Annotated in this window: 18 protein-coding genes; 4 read left to right on the plus strand and 14 right to left on the minus strand. The window is 48.6% G+C overall.

Annotated elements, in window-relative coordinates; genetic code table 11:
- Positions 1-2 precede the first annotated feature (2 nt).
- From tolB to cysS, 13 genes are all read right to left on the minus strand, one after another.
- Positions 3-1,340 (minus strand): Tol-Pal system beta propeller repeat protein TolB, encoded by a 1,338-nt coding sequence (gene tolB / locus VFA_RS09100; protein ID WP_086027277.1) that lies wholly within the window; start codon positions 1,338-1,340, stop codon positions 3-5.
- 28 nt (positions 1,341-1,368) lie between these two features.
- Complete coding sequence (tolA, locus tag VFA_RS09105) at positions 1,369-2,442, minus strand: cell envelope integrity protein TolA (protein ID WP_004726411.1); 1,074 nt, start codon at positions 2,440-2,442, stop codon at positions 1,369-1,371.
- 14 nt (positions 2,443-2,456) lie between these two features.
- Entirely contained in the window at positions 2,457-2,900 is a 444-nt protein-coding gene (gene tolR / locus VFA_RS09110) for a protein TolR (protein WP_004726412.1), read from the minus strand.
- Between the two features lie 3 nt (positions 2,901-2,903).
- Positions 2,904-3,587, minus strand: coding sequence for a protein TolQ (gene tolQ / locus VFA_RS09115; RefSeq protein WP_004726413.1), 684 nt, complete (start codon positions 3,585-3,587; stop codon positions 2,904-2,906).
- Positions 3,577-3,984: a tol-pal system-associated acyl-CoA thioesterase gene (ybgC, locus tag VFA_RS09120; RefSeq protein WP_004726414.1), complete on the minus strand. Its 408-nt coding sequence runs from the start codon at positions 3,982-3,984 to the stop codon at positions 3,577-3,579. The genes tolQ and ybgC overlap by 11 nt, the downstream gene beginning before the upstream one ends.
- 173 nt (positions 3,985-4,157) lie before the next feature.
- On the minus strand, positions 4,158-4,463 hold the full coding sequence (ybgE, locus tag VFA_RS09125; RefSeq protein WP_038151322.1) for a cyd operon protein YbgE: 306 nt from the start codon (positions 4,461-4,463) through the stop codon (positions 4,158-4,160).
- On the minus strand, positions 4,456-4,563 hold the full coding sequence (gene cydX / locus VFA_RS23160; RefSeq protein WP_000270284.1) for a cytochrome bd-I oxidase subunit CydX: 108 nt from the start codon (positions 4,561-4,563) through the stop codon (positions 4,456-4,458). Before cydX ends, ybgE begins: the two co-directional genes overlap by 8 nt.
- Before the next feature lie 12 nt (positions 4,564-4,575).
- A complete protein-coding gene (cydB, locus tag VFA_RS09135) occupies positions 4,576-5,712 on the minus strand; it encodes a cytochrome d ubiquinol oxidase subunit II (protein ID WP_004726416.1) in 1,137 nt (378 codons plus the stop codon).
- 17 nt (positions 5,713-5,729) lie between these two features.
- Positions 5,730-7,316 (minus strand): cytochrome ubiquinol oxidase subunit I, encoded by a 1,587-nt coding sequence (gene cydA, locus VFA_RS09140; RefSeq protein WP_004726417.1) that lies wholly within the window; start codon positions 7,314-7,316, stop codon positions 5,730-5,732.
- A gap of 460 nt (positions 7,317-7,776) precedes the next feature.
- On the minus strand, positions 7,777-8,781 hold the full coding sequence (ruvB, locus tag VFA_RS09145; RefSeq protein WP_004726418.1) for a Holliday junction branch migration DNA helicase RuvB: 1,005 nt from the start codon (positions 8,779-8,781) through the stop codon (positions 7,777-7,779).
- Positions 8,782-8,919: 138 nt separating this feature from the next.
- On the minus strand, positions 8,920-9,537 hold the full coding sequence (ruvA, locus tag VFA_RS09150) for a Holliday junction branch migration protein RuvA (protein WP_004726419.1): 618 nt from the start codon (positions 9,535-9,537) through the stop codon (positions 8,920-8,922).
- Positions 9,538-9,651: 114 nt separating this feature from the next.
- The gene (gene ruvC, locus VFA_RS09155) at positions 9,652-10,173 is read right to left on the minus strand and encodes a crossover junction endodeoxyribonuclease RuvC (protein WP_004726420.1); all 522 of its coding nucleotides are present in this window, start codon (positions 10,171-10,173) and stop codon (positions 9,652-9,654) included.
- 113 nt (positions 10,174-10,286) lie between these two features.
- Positions 10,287-11,669: a cysteine--tRNA ligase gene (cysS, locus tag VFA_RS09160; protein WP_004726421.1), complete on the minus strand. Its 1,383-nt coding sequence runs from the start codon at positions 11,667-11,669 to the stop codon at positions 10,287-10,289.
- A 146-nt stretch (positions 11,670-11,815) separates the two neighbouring features.
- Here cysS and VFA_RS09165 point away from each other — a divergent pair, with 146 nt between their 5' ends.
- From VFA_RS09165 to VFA_RS09180, 4 genes are all read left to right on the plus strand, one after another.
- On the plus strand, positions 11,816-12,310 hold the full coding sequence (locus VFA_RS09165; RefSeq protein ID WP_004726422.1) for a peptidylprolyl isomerase: 495 nt from the start codon (positions 11,816-11,818) through the stop codon (positions 12,308-12,310).
- A gap of 43 nt (positions 12,311-12,353) precedes the next feature.
- Entirely contained in the window at positions 12,354-13,085 is a 732-nt protein-coding gene (gene lpxH, locus VFA_RS09170; RefSeq protein WP_038151324.1) for a UDP-2,3-diacylglucosamine diphosphatase, read from the plus strand.
- A 107-nt stretch (positions 13,086-13,192) separates the two neighbouring features.
- Positions 13,193-14,407 carry an EAL and HDOD domain-containing protein gene (locus tag VFA_RS09175; RefSeq protein ID WP_038151326.1) on the plus strand — a complete coding sequence of 405 codons (1,215 nt, stop codon included), beginning with the start codon at positions 13,193-13,195 and terminating at the stop codon, positions 14,405-14,407.
- Between the two features lie 81 nt (positions 14,408-14,488).
- Positions 14,489-14,956 (plus strand): YchJ family metal-binding protein, encoded by a 468-nt coding sequence (locus tag VFA_RS09180; RefSeq protein ID WP_004726425.1) that lies wholly within the window; start codon positions 14,489-14,491, stop codon positions 14,954-14,956.
- A 54-nt stretch (positions 14,957-15,010) separates the two neighbouring features.
- Here the strand turns inward: VFA_RS09180 and VFA_RS09185 are convergent, their stop codons facing one another.
- Positions 15,011-15,652 (minus strand): DUF2057 family protein, encoded by a 642-nt coding sequence (locus tag VFA_RS09185; RefSeq protein WP_004726426.1) that lies wholly within the window; start codon positions 15,650-15,652, stop codon positions 15,011-15,013.
- Positions 15,653-15,668: the final 16 nt, after the last annotated feature.

Raw genomic sequence — 15,668 nt, forward strand, 5'->3', positions numbered from 1 at the left:
TGCTATAAAAACGGAGACCAAGCAGGTGCTCTAACGCGCCCATTAGTTGCCGGTAATCTAGCTTTAAATCGTCCATCTATCGACACCATAGACAATACGTTTGCCTTGTTATAGATAGAACTGTAAATGACCATACCACCATTCGGTGCAATACTTGGAGACTCATCAAGCAAAGTCTTCGTCAGAATTTGCACAGAACCGGTTTCCAAGTCTTGTTTTGCCAAGTTAAAACCAGAGTTACTGCGATTCACCATCACGAGGAATCGGCCATCCGGCGTAATTTGACCACCTAAATTTTGGCTACCTTGCCAGGTCAGACGTTTGGTCGCACCGTCTGTCAAATTTACTTGATATATCTGTGGTTTACCACCCCGATCCGATGTAAATATCAGGGATTTACCATCAGGATTCCAGAAAGGTTCTGTGTTATTTGACCGACCACTCGTAATTTGCGTCAGCTTGCGGCTGGTCAGATCCAGGGTGTAGACCTGCAAACTACCGGTTTTTGATAAAACCAAGGCCAGCGTTTTTCCATCCGGAGAGAATCTTGGCGCCCCATTGTGACGTGGGTATGACGTCACTTTTTCACGCTCACCGGTATAAATGTTCATGATGTAAATTTCTGCCTGACCGTTTTGAAAGCTCACATAGGCAAGTTTCTTACCGTCCGGAGACCAAGCAGGCGACATCAACGGTTGTTTCGAGCGCAACACCAAACGTTCGTTGTAACCGTCGTAGTCGGCCACACGCAGCTGATAAGGGTAAGCGTCTTTATCGTTCACCACCACATAAGCAATGCGCGTTAAGAAAGCGCCACGTTCGCCAGTGAGTTCTTCGTACACCAAATCGGCAATACGGTGCGCGTATTCACGCATGCGCTTGGCCGGAACCGTCGCCACTTTATTAAACAGCACATGATCTTTCGACAAGACCAGTTGACCATCAGAACTTAACGCACGGCTTTGGCCTTGGGTTAACTGACCTCGCACCACATCGACCAATTGATAGTTGATGACGTAGTTGCCATCGGCATTTTGGGTAATGCTACCGGTCAGTAGCGCATCGACACCAATACTGGTCCATGCGTCGAATTTGACGTCGGCTTCGTTGTATGGCGTTTGAGGCATTTTGCTGGTTGGAATGGGGCTAAATTTACCACTGCGCTGAAGATCCGAGGCAATCACGCCAGAGACATCTTGTGGCAGTTTGGTTTTTCCTTCCCATTTGAAAGGAACAATCGCAATTGGACGCGCGGAGTTGATACCGTCGGTGATCACCAGCTCCAACGCCGCATTGGCAAATTGCACGCTGCTTGATACCACAAGCAGGCATCCTAACATTAATCGCTTTAACACAAGCTTTTCCTTTTTACTCTGGTACTACGGTTAAATTGATGTTCTTTAGCTTTTCGATGACGTCAGATTCATCTTTCTTCGGCAGTGGGAAGGTCCCCACTTGCGCCACCGCACGTTTGGTGGCCGCACACAGTCGGCTGTCACCATCAAGAATACGAAGATCGCCAACAATCGCGCCTGTTCCAGTAGGGATGAGGCGCAGATTCACCCTACACTGCTTTCCCTTGAAACTATCTTCCAGTAACAAGTTTTGTTGAATCAGTTGCGTGTAGATCGCGCCCCAACGTTGCGCTTCACTGGTAACGTGCTGAGAGCGTGCCGCTGAGTTGTTTTGCGATTCCGTTTCCAAGCCGGCGAAGATATTGTTCAACGCGGCTTCTTGTTCTTTGCGTTCTCGCTCAGCTTGCTGCGCGCGCTCTTTTTCGATACGAGCTTTTTCAGCCGCAGCTTTGGCTGCCTTTTCTTTCGCAATACGTTCTTGTTCCGCTTTGGCAGCCGCTTCGCGCTCTTTACGCGCCTTTTCTTGTGCTTCTTGAGCCGCTTTCTCACGTGCGACTCGCTCTTGTTCTGCTTTCGCTGCCGCCGCGGCTTTAGCTGCTCGTTCTGCTTCAGCTTTCTTCGCAGCTTCTTCTTTCAGCTTACGTTCGGCTTCAGCTTTAGCAGCGCGTGCTTGTTCCTGTTTCGCTTTTTCTGCGGCAACTTTTTGCTCTTGTTCTTTCTGTTGGCGAGCCTTTTCAGCTTCTCGAGCCGCTTTCGCGTCTTTCGCTTGTTGTTCTTTCAACTGGCGAATACGCTCTTCAGCCTCTTTGCGGTTCTTTTCCAACTGCTCGCTTTCGCGGCGCAACTTATCCAGCCGCTCCTGCTCTTGCTTTGCGGCGGCTTCCCGTTGGCTGCGAATCTGCTGTGCCTGCTGCTTGACCAAATTCGGGTCAATCACCACAGCTTCCACCATCCGACCACTGACTTCGGGTTTGGACATCGTAAAGTCCGTGCCCCATAGCAAGGCCACCACCAGCACCACGTGTAAAGCAACCGAGATGACAAGCGGCTTTTTGTAATCGTTTTTCTTCGACTTCTGATCTTTCATGAACAGTATTAAGCCTATTCCTTGATATCCGTTAATAAGCCAACTTTAGGAATACCTGCTCGGCTCAGTTCGTCCAATACCAGCACCACATCCGCATACGGTGTGGCTCGGTCGCCGCCCACCGCCACAGGGGAATCGGGCTTTAGCGATAATTCCGCTTTGATGCGAACAATCACGTCCTGTAGCGACAGGCCGCGCTGTACTTCTTCATCGTTCACGCTCAAACCGAGGTTCCCCTCTTTATCGATTTCAACGATGATAAAGCTGGCGTCGCTTTCTCCCGCCATATCAGACATCGATTTGGCCGTGGTCGTTTGAGGAAGCTCCACATCCACACCTTGTGTCACAAAAGGCGACGTCACCATAAAGATGATTAACAGTACCAACATGACATCGATGTAAGGTACGACGTTAATCTCAGCCGTCATCTTCCGCTTTTTCGGTTGATAACCTGCCATACGTTATTCCCTACCTGCCATCGCCTGACGATGGAGAATACTGTGAAACTCTTCAGAGAAGGTGGCGTAACCGTGTTCCAGCTTACTGACTTTGTTGCTCAGACGGTTATATGCCATCACCGCAGGAATCGCGGCAAACAGACCCATCGCGGTCGCGACCAGCGCTTCTGCGATACCTGGGGCAACCATTGCCAGTGTCGCTTGTTTCACCTGCCCCAACGCGATGAAAGCGTGCATGATCCCCCAAACGGTACCAAACAGGCCGATGTAAGGGCTGATTGAGCCAACCGTTGCCAGAAATGGCAAGTTGGTTTCTAAATCATCAACTTCACGCGCCACAGACACGCGCATCGCACGGCCAGTGCCTTCCATGACGTAGTCTGGAGAAGCCGCATTGGTTTTGCGTAGGCGGGCAAACTCTGTAAAGCCAGAATAGAAAATCTCTTCTGTGCCGGCGATTTCGTCCTTGCGCTTTTTGACATCTTGATACAGCACCGACAGATCTGTTCCTGACCAGAACTTATCTTCAAATGCTTCCGCACTACGTGCAGCTTGAGACAGCACTTTACTGCGCTTGATGATCATCGCCCACGAGACAATCGACATCCCCAAAAGAATCAGCATCACCACCTTAACGAGGAAGCTGGCTTGCAAAAATAAATCGAGAATAGAAATATCAGCAGTCACTATGGGTAAACTCCAAAAAAATTGATTGAGGCATCGCCTTGGGTTTCATTTTCTCATTGTCGATACATGCTACCTTAACCATTGCTTTACACAATAGTCGCCCATCAGGATTTACCAGCTCCTGACAGAAGGTTAACGACGCCTTTTTAAGCTCTGCGATTGAGGTCACGACCGTCAGTTGATCGTCAAGACGAGCCCCTTGCAAAAAATCGATGTCAGCATGTCGGACAACAAAGCCGATGCTTTGTTCCAGCAACACTTGTTGCGACACACCGATAGAACGCAGCATTTCTGTCCGCGCACGTTCGAAAAATTTGAGGTAATTGGAATGGTAGACCACGCCACCGGCGTCTGTGTCTTCGTAGTAAATGGTAATTGGCCAGTTAAAAACTTGCATGATAGTGACGTAACCGTCTCACTAGATGGCTGAATGAGTGGGTTACTATAACGCATCTCATTGATGTTAGTACAAGGTGTCGCAAAGATTTCGCCTGCGACTGATAAAAAATTAGCGCTGCCTCAAAGAGACAGCGCTAATTCGAATAAATCATCATCAATGATGCTGCTTTGTTATCCGATCACGCGGATCGCCAACAAACAAAGCAGAATCGGCAGTGAGATGTAAGGGCTGAATACCAGTTGCCAAATCCATTTACGTGGTTTGAAGCCGACACCGTATACCATGCTTGAGCAAATCGCCCAAATCAGTAACGGCGCCACCACTGCATTAAAACCACCAATGCTCGCGCTGTACGCTTCGGGATCCCACATCACCATTGCAACGTGGTAGAAACCGAGAATCAGGGATAGAACCTTCAATAAGGTTCTATCCATTGGCGCATGTAAATTGGCAATCTGATCAGACCAATTACTCACTATCTTTGTCCATCATTTCTGAGTGCTCTAACCAAAGAGCGTTGATGATGCCGAATGCACAGGCGAGCAATACGCCAAGAATCCACGCAAAATACCACATAGTCTGAGCTCCTTAGTACAGTGAGTTTTTGTTGTCTTCGATGAACTTGTCATCCAAGCGGCCGAACATTTTGTAGTAACACCAAGTGGTGTAACCCAGAATGATTGGCACCATGACAAACGCCACACCCGTCATCAGGTTCAGGGTCAGCTCACTTGAGGTTGCATCCCACATGGTCAAGCTGTGGCTAGGCATCAGGCTTGATGGCATCACGAATGGGAACATGGCAAAACCCGCAGTGAAGATAACGCCCGCGTTACCCAAGCTTGAAGCAAGGAACGCAATGCCACCTTTCTCAACGCGAGAAGCGAGCACCGCCAGCAGCGGCATGACAACACCCAAGGCTGGCGCAGCCCAAAGCAGAGGGTACTGCTCAAAGTTATGCATCCAAGCGCCGGCTTCGCGTGCCACTTCTTTGTTCAGTGGGTTCGATGGGCCCATGGTATCAATCGCACTGGTAATCACGTAGCCATCGATGTTTTGTACCCAGAAGCCTGCTGCAACAAACAAAATCACAGTCAGCAAACCAGTCAGTTGAGCAATGTTGCGAGCGCGAACATGTACATCACCGGTGGTTTTCATTTGCAGCCATGTTGCACCCTGCATCAGGATCATAAACAGGCTAACTAGGCCACAGACCAAACCAAATGGGTTGAGCAGACCAAAGAACGAACCGTGATAAGTCGGCATTGCGAACTCGCTCAATTGGAACGGTACGCCTTGCAGCAAGTTACCAAACGCCACACCAAAAATGATTGGCGGCACAAAACCACTGATCGAAATACAGATGTCCCAAGCATTACGCCATTTTGGGTTTTCCAATTTCGAGCGGTAATCCAAGCCAATCGGACGCAGCCACAAGGCAGCCAGAGTCACGATCATCGCCAGGTAGAACCCTGAGAATGACGTTGCGTACACCAGAGGCCATGCCGCAAACAGCGCACCACCTGCGGTGATCAACCAAACTTGGTTGCCATCCCAGTGAGGCGCAATCGAGTTAATCATCACACGGCGTTCGTTGTCGTTTTTACCGATAATCGGCACCAACGCACCAACGCCCATATCGAAACCATCAGTGATGGCAAAGCCCACCAGCAGTACGCCAATCAGTACCCACCAAATGAGTCGTAGGATTTCGTAATCAAACATAATCTTCTCTCCCTGCCTTACGCTTCGACCTGACGACTAACTCTGTCTTCCACAGTGTTGCCGTTTTGCTCAAAGTGGTAGCGACCTGTTTTCAGGCTGCTTGGACCTTTGCGAGCAAATTTCACCATCAGATACACTTCAGCAATCAAGAATGCGGTGTACAGCGCAAGAATCGCAAACAGTGATGTCCAGATTTCACCAGCGCTCAGCGCCGATGCTGCAGTATGCACTGGCAGGATTTCACCAACCGCCCATGGCTGACGACCAAACTCAGCAACGAACCAACCCGTTTCAACGGCAATCCATGGTAGTGGAATGCTAAACAGTGCGGCTTTGAGGATCCAACGTTTCTGTTCGATCTTCTGACGACATGTTTGCACGAATGCTGCACCAAAAACGAATAGCATGATGAAACCACACGCAACCATGATGCGGAAAGACCAGAACAGCGGCCATACCGTCGGAATAGAATCATCCGCCGCCGCTTGAATTTGATCTTCAGTCGCGTCAGTCACTTTGTCTGTGTAGCGTTTTAGCAACAGGCCGTAACCAAGGTCATTTTTCACTTCGTCAAATGCTGCAACGTTCTCTGCAGATTTATCACCCGCACGTAGTTTTTCCAGCAATTCGTAAGCGTACATACCGTTACGGATACGGTCGACGTGTTCTTCGCGCAGGTCGCGCAGACCGGTCACTGGCGTATCAAGAGAACGAGTGGCGATGATGCCCATCACATACGGAATCTTGATTGCGAAATCAGTATTCATGGTTTCCTGATTCGGTAAACCAAACAGCGTAAAGGCCGCAGGAGCAGGCTCGGTGTGCCACTCGGCTTCAATCGCAGCCAGTTTCACTTTTTGCACTTCGCCCACTTCGTAACCAGATTCGTCACCCAGCACGATCACAGACAGAACTGCTGCCATACCGAAAGATGCTGCGATAGCAAAAGAGCGACGTGCAAACGCAATATCGCGACCTTTCAACAGGTAGTATGAGCTGATGCCTAGAATGAACATTGCACCTGTTGTGTAACCGGCAGCGACCGTGTGTACGAATTTAACCTGAGCCACTGGGTTGAACACCACTTCCGCAAAGCTCACCATTTCCATACGCATGGTTTCGAAGTTGAAATCAGCGCCCACTGGGTTTTGCATCCAGCCGTTTGCGATCAAGATCCACAACGCCGAGAAGTTAGAACCCAAAGCCACCAGCCAGGTCACGGCTAAGTGTTGACGTTTTGACAATCGATCCCAGCCAAAGAAGAACAAACCGACAAAGGTGGATTCCAAAAAGAAGGCCACGAGTGCTTCGATAGCGAGAGGGGCGCCAAAAATATCGCCTACATAATGAGAATAGTATGACCAGTTGGTACCAAACTGGAACTCCATGGTCAGGCCGGTCGCCACGCCCAGAGCAAAGTTAATACCGAAAAGCTTACCCCAGAACTTGGTCATGTCCTTATAGATTTGCTTATCAGTCATTACGTATAAAGACTCCATGATGGCAAGCAAGAACGCCATGCCTAGAGTCAATGGAACGAACAAGAAGTGATACATCGCTGTCATTGCGAACTGCAATCGCGATAGATCAACTACGTCAATCATGGTAACTCCTTTGTGTCGGCTGAATGACACTTTCGACATAAATCAACAGAAAAAAGACAGGTTAACAATAACGTTAATTTGTTAGTTTACCGCTATAACTTGTTGCAATTATGTACCATTGTGGTTAGTTAATTGTTAAGCATCAGCTAATATAGCTGGAACTAATACTACTGCCAAAAACCAGATGTTTCAAAAGGTTTATAGGAGAAAACCGCCTTGATTTACATCAAATTATGCTGTCCAAAAATGTATAAAAAAACCACAAAATGATACAGATCAACGAAAGATAAACTTTCTTGTTAGCATTAGGTAAAAAACACAATTAGATACGAGAAAAGGCGTACAAAGGGTTAACAATTCATCGAAATTAGCTAACCCTTTCAGCGTAAGAGAATTTCAAAAAGTGTGATTTAGATCCACAAAAACACTTTTTTATTTGAAGGGAGAATTAATTGTAACGTTATTTTTCTAAACCAAAATGCAAGTAGGCGCGATCGGTCGCAATCCGGCCGCGAGGCGTTCGTTGCAAATAACCCTGCTGAATGAGAAACGGTTCGATCACATCTTCAATCGTATCTTTCTCTTCACCAATCGCAGCAGCCAAGTTATCGAGGCCAACCGGTCCCCCACCAAATTTCTCCATAATGGCCAGTAGCAACTTACGGTCCATGTAATCAAACCCTTGATGGTCCACATCCAGCATATTAAGCGCTTTATCTGCGATGTCAGCACAAATATGACCATTGCCCTTCACTTCTGCAAAATCACGCACTCGGCGCAGCAGACGGTTGGCAATACGGGGTGTACCGCGAGCACGACGCGCCACTTCCAGCGCCCCTTCAGCATCCATAGAGAGGCCAAGGCAGTCCGCACTGCGCTGCACAATGTGTTGCAGGTCAGCCACTTTATAGTATTCAAGACGCTGCACAATGCCGAAACGATCGCGCAGCGGTGAGGTTAACGACCCAGCGCGGGTTGTGGCCCCAATCAAGGTAAAGGGTGGCAAATCAATTTTGATGGAACGCGCAGCTGGTCCTTCACCAATCATAATGTCCAGCTGATAATCTTCCATCGCCGGATAGAGGACCTCTTCCACCATAGGGCTGAGACGGTGAATTTCATCGATGAACAGCACATCGTTCTCTTCCAGGTTGGTCAACAGCGCAGCGAGATCGCCCGCTTTTTCCAACACTGGGCCTGACGTGGTGCGAATGCTCACTTCCATCTCATTGGCAACAATATTAGCGAGGGTGGTTTTCCCCAACCCCGGCGGCCCAAAGATCAGCAAATGGTCGAGTGCTTCGCTGCGTTTTTGCGCCGCTTGAATAAAAATTTCCATCTGATCACGGACGTGATCCTGACCTCGGTAATCGGCCAGCTTCTTCGGACGAATCGCACGATCGATCACCTCTTCATCTTTAAATGAAGGGTTGGTCGGAGCAATAAGGCGATCGGCTTCAATCATTCAACAATTCCTGTTCGTTAGCAGGGAGACTATAGGGGTAACAACGCTGTGTGGGCAGCAAAACCAATCAACACAATAAGCACCGCATCCATTGGCTTGAGAAAAAAACAGACGGCTAAAGTGAGCCGTCTGTTGAGTTTAAACCATCGACTTCAACGCTTCGCGAATCAATTGTTCGCTGGTCATATCCGGTTGCGCCACTTGAGACACCGCTTTAGACGCCTGCGCTGGTTTATAACCAAGCGCCAGCAGTGCGCTCACTGCTTCCTCTTCGGCGTTTTGGTCATGGATCGCGCCCATCGCATCGAGCGGTGCAGCGTCGGTTGCCGGAGTAAACAAATCACCAGCCCCCCACCCTTTGAGGCGGTCTTTCATTTCCACCACCAAACGCTCTGCGGTCTTTTTACCCACACCGGGTAACTTCACCAACGTTGAAATGTCTTCTCGTTCTACACAAGCAACAAATTGGCTCGCCGTCATACCAGACAGAATGGCCAAGCCCATTTTCGGCCCAACACCATTGGCTTTAATGACTTCACGGAACAACGCACGTTCGTTCACGGTATTAAACCCGTACAACAATTGTGCATCTTCACGCACCACAAAGTGAGTGTAAATAATAGCTTCATCGCCGATATTCGCGAGTTCATAAAAACAGCTCATCGGCATTTGTACTTCATAACCGATGCCGCCGACTTCAATCAGAACTTGTGGAGGTTGCTTTTCAATCAGTGTGCCGCGAAGACGTCCAATCACTGGGAATCCTTGGTTTTGATGAGTTTAGAATGCTCAAGATGATAATCAATAACTGGATGGATAGCCAGTAAAAGATAGGTCAAACAGGAGGCAGAAAGCCTCCCGAACGTTGCGTTAGCGATAGCGGCCGCGTCGGGCACTGGTCGCTTGCCCAGCCAAGGCAATCAGGGTTTTGTTGGTGTTGGCATGACAAATGGCCACGCCAAGCGCATCCGCCGCATCCGCTTGCGGTTTGGCTGGCAGTTTTAACATTTGCTGCACCATGTGCTGCACCTGTGCTTTTTCCGCGCCGCCATTCCCCACCACCGCTTGCTTAATCAGACGCGCCGCGTATTCAAATACCGGCAGATCGGCATTCACGGCGGCCACAATAGCACTTCCGCGAGCTTGGCCAAGTTTCAGCGCGGAGTCGGCATTTTTCGCCATAAACACCTGCTCAATCGCAAACACTTCCGGTTGAAACTGCGTGATGATTTCGCTCACACCGGCATAAATCTGTTTCAGACGCAGCGGCAGATCTTTTTCCGATGTACGAATACATCCACTGCCCAAATATTGCAAATGGCGACCTTGCTGGCGAATCACGCCATATCCGGTGATACGAGAGCCCGGGTCAATACCCAGAATAATAGACATGAGAGTTCCTCATTGTTGATAAGGAATAAATAGCAATCACGTGTCGCGCTCACCACAAGGCCTCACACAGACACAAAAAGAAAGTGGGCGATGTCGCCCACTTTACACAATCGTTATTTACGACGCCATGTCGTACCACTTGGACCATCTTCCAGCACGATCCCCATCTCGTTCAGCTTGTCGCGCGCCATGTCCGCATTCGCCCAATCTTTAGAAGCGCGAGAGTCGTTGCGCAGTTTGATCAGCGCTTCGATTTCAGCAACTTCGTCATCGTTGCCCGCATCGCCTTTCAAAAACGCTTCCGGATCCTGATACAAAATGCCAATCACATCCGCCAATTCACGCATCAGCGCGCCCAAAGCACTCGCTTTATCGGTGTCTTCCGTTTTCAGGCGGTTCACTTCACGCGCCATATCAAACAGAACCGAATACGCTTCTGGCGTGTTGAAATCGTCATTCATCGCGGTTGTAAAACGAGTTAGGTATTCTTCGCCACCCGCTGCTGGGACGGTCATGTCTAGACCACGCAGTGATGTGTACAGACGTTCCAAAGACGCGCGAGCTTGATTCAAGTTTTCTTCACTGTAGTTTAGTTGGCTACGGTAGTGGCCAGACATCAGGAAGTAACGCACGGTTTCTGCATCGTAGTGATTCAACACATCACGAATGGTGAAGAAGTTGCCCAGTGACTTCGACATTTTTTCTTTGTCGACCATCACCATACCGCTGTGCATCCACGTGTTCACGTACTGCGTATCATGCGCGCAGCAAGATTGAGCGATTTCATTTTCATGGTGTGGAAACTGCAGATCAGAACCCCCACCGTGAATATCAAAATGGTTGCCCAAAATCGATGAGTTCATCGCAGAACATTCAATGTGCCAGCCAGGACGACCCGGTCCCCATGGTGATTCCCATGTCGGTTCACCAGGTTTAGACATTTTCCACAGCACGAAATCCAATGGACTGCGTTTCGCCATGTCGATGTCAACGCGCGCACCCGCTTGCAACTGATCCAAGTCTTGCTTCGACAGTTTGCCGTAATCATCAAACTTGTTGACTTCAAACATCACATCGCCGTTGTCTGCTACATAAGCAAAACCACGGTCAATCAGACGCTGAACCAATTCAATTATCTCTTGAATATACGCCGTTGCGCGAGGTTCAACATCCGGGCGCTTGATGTTCAGTGCATCAAAATCAGCATACATTTCTTGAATCAAACGCTCCGTCAAGGATTCACAAGATTCCTGATTTTCGGCGGCGCGTTTGATGATTTTGTCATCAATGTCAGTGATATTGCGTACGAAGGTTAAATCGTAACCAAGGTAGCGCAGGTAACGGGCCACGACATCAAACGACACAAAGGTGCGACCGTGGCCGATGTGACAGAGATCGTAAATTGTGACTCCACAGACATACATGCCAACTTTACCGGCAGTGATGGGTTTGAATTCCTCTTTTTGTCTTGTAAGTGAGTTATAAATCTTCAACATGATCTCTATCTAATTACCGTTAAAACCAAAATAGTGGCACAGTATAACAACTCTGTTATCGCTAGGTCATCCATTTGATGTTTTGAATGAACAAAAAGTTAGGCTAAAATTCGGTATTCATACAAAACAAAGCAAAGGTAATGCACATGATCACCCTTCACACAAATTTTGGTGACATTAAAATTCAACTGAACGAAGAGAAAGCGCCAGAAACAAGCGCAAACTTCCTACAGTACTGCCGTGACGGTTTCTACGACAACACACTGTTCCACCGTGTTATCGATGGCTTCATGATTCAAGGTGGCGGCATGACGTCTGGCCTGCGTGAAAAAGCAACTCGCTCTCCAATTCGTAACGAAGCGAACAACGGTCTGAGCAACAAAGTCGGTTCAATCGCGATGGCGCGTACCATGGAGCCGCATTCAGCAAGCTCTCAGTTCTTCATCAACGTCAACAACAACACCTTCCTGGACTTCCGTTCAGAAAACCGTGACGGTTGGGGTTACTGTGTATTCGGCGAAGTGGTCGAAGGCATGGACATCGTGAATAAGATCAAAGGCGTAAGCACCGGTTCTTACGGCATGCACCAGGACGTACCACTAGACGAAGTGGTCATCACTGGCACCACCATCGAAGAGTAATCGATCAAAGGAGCGCGTTATCGCGCTCCTTATTTCTGAACCTATGCATACACTATTTATCTCTGATCTCCACCTGACCCCAAGTCGCCCCGATATCACTCATTGTTTCACTCAATTCATGCGCAACGAAGCGATCCACGCCGATGCCTTGTATGTGTTGGGCGATTTGTTTGATTTTTGGATTGGCGATGACGACCCGACCCCGTTCGCCAAACAAATTCAGCAAGAATTTAAACACCTAACCGCGCAAGGGGTGCCTTGTTACTTTACTCAAGGGAACCGTGATTTTCTGGTGGGCCGCCGTTTCGCAAAACAAACGGGCGTCACGTTACTGCCCGACGAAACGGTGATTGACCTGTACGGCACTTCGGCTGTTATTTTGCACGGCGACACTTTGTGTACCCAAGACGTACGCTATTTGGCGTTTCGCGCAAAAGTGCACCAGCCTTGGTTGCAATGGCTCTTTAACCGCCTGCCGTTCTTCATCAAACAACGCATCGTGGCCAAAATTCAAACCGACATTCGCTCAGATAAAAGCCAAAAAGCGATGGAAATTATGGATGTGACGCCGGACGAAGTAGTTCATGTGATGGACAAATATCAGGTCCCGCTGATGATTCATGGCCACACCCATCGCCCTGCCATTCATCACATCAGTGACGCCCCGCAAAAAACGCGGATTGTTCTGGGCGACTGGTATACCCAAGGCTCGGTATTGGTCTATTCTGAAAGCGGTTATTCATTGGAAAAGCGACGTTTCGAATCGCAATTATGATTTAAATCGCAATCTACCACGCAAACTTTTGCGATGATGCTAAGCAATGAATATGTGTACTGATATTATTCACAATACGAAGCAACCACGATAAGAATCAATCAGCCTTGACGTACTCTTATATTGCACGACAGCCCATTTTAGACAGCGACCGAAAAACCGTGGGTTATGAGTTGCTGTTTCGGGATGGGCCTAAAAATACCTTCCCTGAGATTGACCCAGATCTGGCAACCAGCCGGTTGCTGTCTGATCATTTTCTGTCGACGCATCACAACATGCTCGGGAATCATTTGGGCTTTGTGAATTTTCCCTATCAAAGTTTGATCAACATGATCCCGACCCTGTTTCCCACCAACAGTTTGGTGGTCGAGGTATTGGAAGATTGCGAACCGACCGGGGAGTTGCTTCAGGCAGTGCGAAAAATGGCTCACATGGGGTATAAAATCGCGCTGGATGACTTCGTACCTAGCCCAGAGTGGAAGGCATTTTTGCCGTATGTGTCGATCATTAAGTTCGACATTCGCATCATTCCTATCGAAAAAGCTCGCCTGTTCATCAACAAACTCAAAGGCTCTAAAATTATCTTCCTCGCTGAAAAAGTGGAAACATACGAAGAGTTCGAACAAGCGAAGGCCGCTGGGTTTCGTTACTTTCAAGGGTATTTCTTCAGCAAACCTGAGATTATTCAGCGTAAATCGCTCGAACCAGCATTTCTGACCGTCGTCCAACTGTGTAAAGAGATTGCCAAAGACGAGATCGACTACAAAGAACTCGAAGCCTTAATCGCCAAAGACGTCACCTTATCGTACAAGCTGCTGACGTTTGTCAATTCATCGGCGGTGGTCAGCTCGAAAATTCAGTCATTCAAACAAGCGTTGGTGTATCTGGGCGAGGAACGACTGCGTAAATTCGTGTCGCTGGTTGCGATTGCTTCCACACACAGCGATAAACCCGATTACCTCTATGGCTTGTCGATTCAACGGGCCCGTTACTGCGAACTGGTGTACTCACGTCTGAGTGAAAACAGCGACATGGGCAATGCCTTTTTGACGGGCATGTTCTCGCTGCTTGATAGCCTGCTGGATCAATCACTTGAATCGATCATCAACGAAATGCCTGTCGAAGAGAGCGTCAAACAAGCTTTGGTTGCTGAAAGCGGCACTCTGGGCGATATATTGTCGCTGACAAAAGCCTACGAACAGGCCGATTGGGAGAAAGTATCGACCATTGCCACGCGGCTCAACATTAGCGATGAGGTCCTTAGCAGCTGTTATGATGAAGCGGTGAGCTGGACAGCAGACCTGCTCAATCTCAACACCTAAGCAAACCTCTCCAACACTCGACACGCTGCGTGCATGCCCATAAACTATGGGCGTTTTTATCAGCGTATCCGAGACAACACCATGACCCCTTGTTATTGTGGCAGCGGCGCAGCCTATGCCAACTGCTGTCAACCTATTCATCAGGATCACAAGCACGCACTCACTCCCGAACAACTGATGCGCGCACGCTACAGTGCACACGTCCTCGGGTTGGTCGACTTTGTGGTTGCAACCTATCACCCATCGTGTCATGCCGAATCGCAACGCGACGCCATTGCAGAGTCCGTCCATAGTGACTGGCAACGATTAGACGTTATCAGCGCTTCAGCGGGTTCACACGATCAAGAGGGTTTCGTGCATTTCAAAGCATACCTGTGCGATCAACAGCAGGAATTGTGCTTAGAAGAGCGCTCGCGATTTTTACGTGAAGAAGGTCTGTGGTACTACGTGGATGGTGAGTTTTCGCAACAGGCACCGGCACTCAAAGTCGGCCGCAACGACCCTTGCCCTTGCGGTAGTGGAAAGAAATTTAAGAAGTGTTGTGGTTGAATTTAAAAAGCCAAGTGACGATAGCTTGGCTTTTTGATCCGATACGACAGAGTTTTAATCCTGATCAACAACCCACTGACGAAACGCTTCGCGCTCCTCCACGCTTGCTTTGGTGTACCACAACTTCAACTGCGCGACGTTTTCAGTGTCCGTCAACTCTCGTTGCTGCGCATTGACAGGCAAGGTTTTTGCGTAGGTAAAGCCAGCCACTGGAATCGACGCCACACCACCCTTTTGGTTGTAATCTAAAACGTCCTGAATATAGTTGCGCCCCAACTGAACACCATTTGAGTCCAACGTGTCACTGACGAGATCAATCGATTTCCCTGACGCATCTTTCAATGCCCACTCGAAGGTTTTGATGTCTTTACGAGCTTGACTCAGTCGGCGATATTTAGGCAGTTCAAAAGTCAGTGATGTATCCGCAGTGGCGAATTTGGTGACCACAACATCGCTATAGACGCGGCGCATACCATCATTATCTTCAACCATAGGTTCAAACTTAAAAACAATTTGGTTTGTTCCATCAGGTAACGTGACGCTTCTGCTGTCGGTGTATGCTTTATCGATAACAGGCTTCATTCCGTTGACAGCGATAAGATCAATAAACTCTGGTAGTTCGAGTTTGACATCAGCGTGAGCTGCAACACTGAATGCACTGATACCCAAAATCAGGCAAGACTTCAAAACTTTCATAAATTTACCTTAAAAA

This window comes from Vibrio furnissii CIP 102972 (genome assembly GCF_000176175.1).
Lineage (GTDB): Bacteria > Pseudomonadota > Gammaproteobacteria > Enterobacterales > Vibrionaceae > Vibrio > Vibrio furnissii.

What these genes read in the sequence shown, in the direction of transcription:
- tolA (WP_004726411.1), bottom strand. Translation starts at nt 2,442, where the DNA reads ATGAAAGATCAGAAGTCGAAGAAAAACGATTACAAAAAGCCGCTTGTC.
- VFA_RS09185 (WP_004726426.1), bottom strand. Translation starts at nt 15,652, where the DNA reads ATGAAAGTTTTGAAGTCTTGCCTGATTTTGGGTATCAGTGCATTCAGT.
- ybgC (WP_004726414.1), bottom strand. Translation starts at nt 3,984, where the DNA reads ATGCAAGTTTTTAACTGGCCAATTACCATTTACTACGAAGACACAGAC.
- VFA_RS09180 (WP_004726425.1), top strand. Translation starts at nt 14,489, where the DNA reads ATGACCCCTTGTTATTGTGGCAGCGGCGCAGCCTATGCCAACTGCTGT.
- ruvB (WP_004726418.1), bottom strand. Translation starts at nt 8,781, where the DNA reads ATGATTGAAGCCGATCGCCTTATTGCTCCGACCAACCCTTCATTTAAA.
- cydA (WP_004726417.1), bottom strand. Translation starts at nt 7,316, where the DNA reads ATGATTGACGTAGTTGATCTATCGCGATTGCAGTTCGCAATGACAGCG.
- cydB (WP_004726416.1), bottom strand. Translation starts at nt 5,712, where the DNA reads ATGTTTGATTACGAAATCCTACGACTCATTTGGTGGGTACTGATTGGC.
- tolB (WP_086027277.1), bottom strand. Translation starts at nt 1,340, where the DNA reads ATGTTAGGATGCCTGCTTGTGGTATCAAGCAGCGTGCAATTTGCCAAT.
- VFA_RS09165 (WP_004726422.1), top strand. Translation starts at nt 11,816, where the DNA reads ATGATCACCCTTCACACAAATTTTGGTGACATTAAAATTCAACTGAAC.
- cysS (WP_004726421.1), bottom strand. Translation starts at nt 11,669, where the DNA reads ATGTTGAAGATTTATAACTCACTTACAAGACAAAAAGAGGAATTCAAA.
- lpxH (WP_038151324.1), top strand. Translation starts at nt 12,354, where the DNA reads ATGCATACACTATTTATCTCTGATCTCCACCTGACCCCAAGTCGCCCC.
- ruvC (WP_004726420.1), bottom strand. Translation starts at nt 10,173, where the DNA reads ATGTCTATTATTCTGGGTATTGACCCGGGCTCTCGTATCACCGGATAT.
- cydX (WP_000270284.1), bottom strand. Translation starts at nt 4,563, where the DNA reads ATGTGGTATTTTGCGTGGATTCTTGGCGTATTGCTCGCCTGTGCATTC.
- tolR (WP_004726412.1), bottom strand. Translation starts at nt 2,900, where the DNA reads ATGGCAGGTTATCAACCGAAAAAGCGGAAGATGACGGCTGAGATTAAC.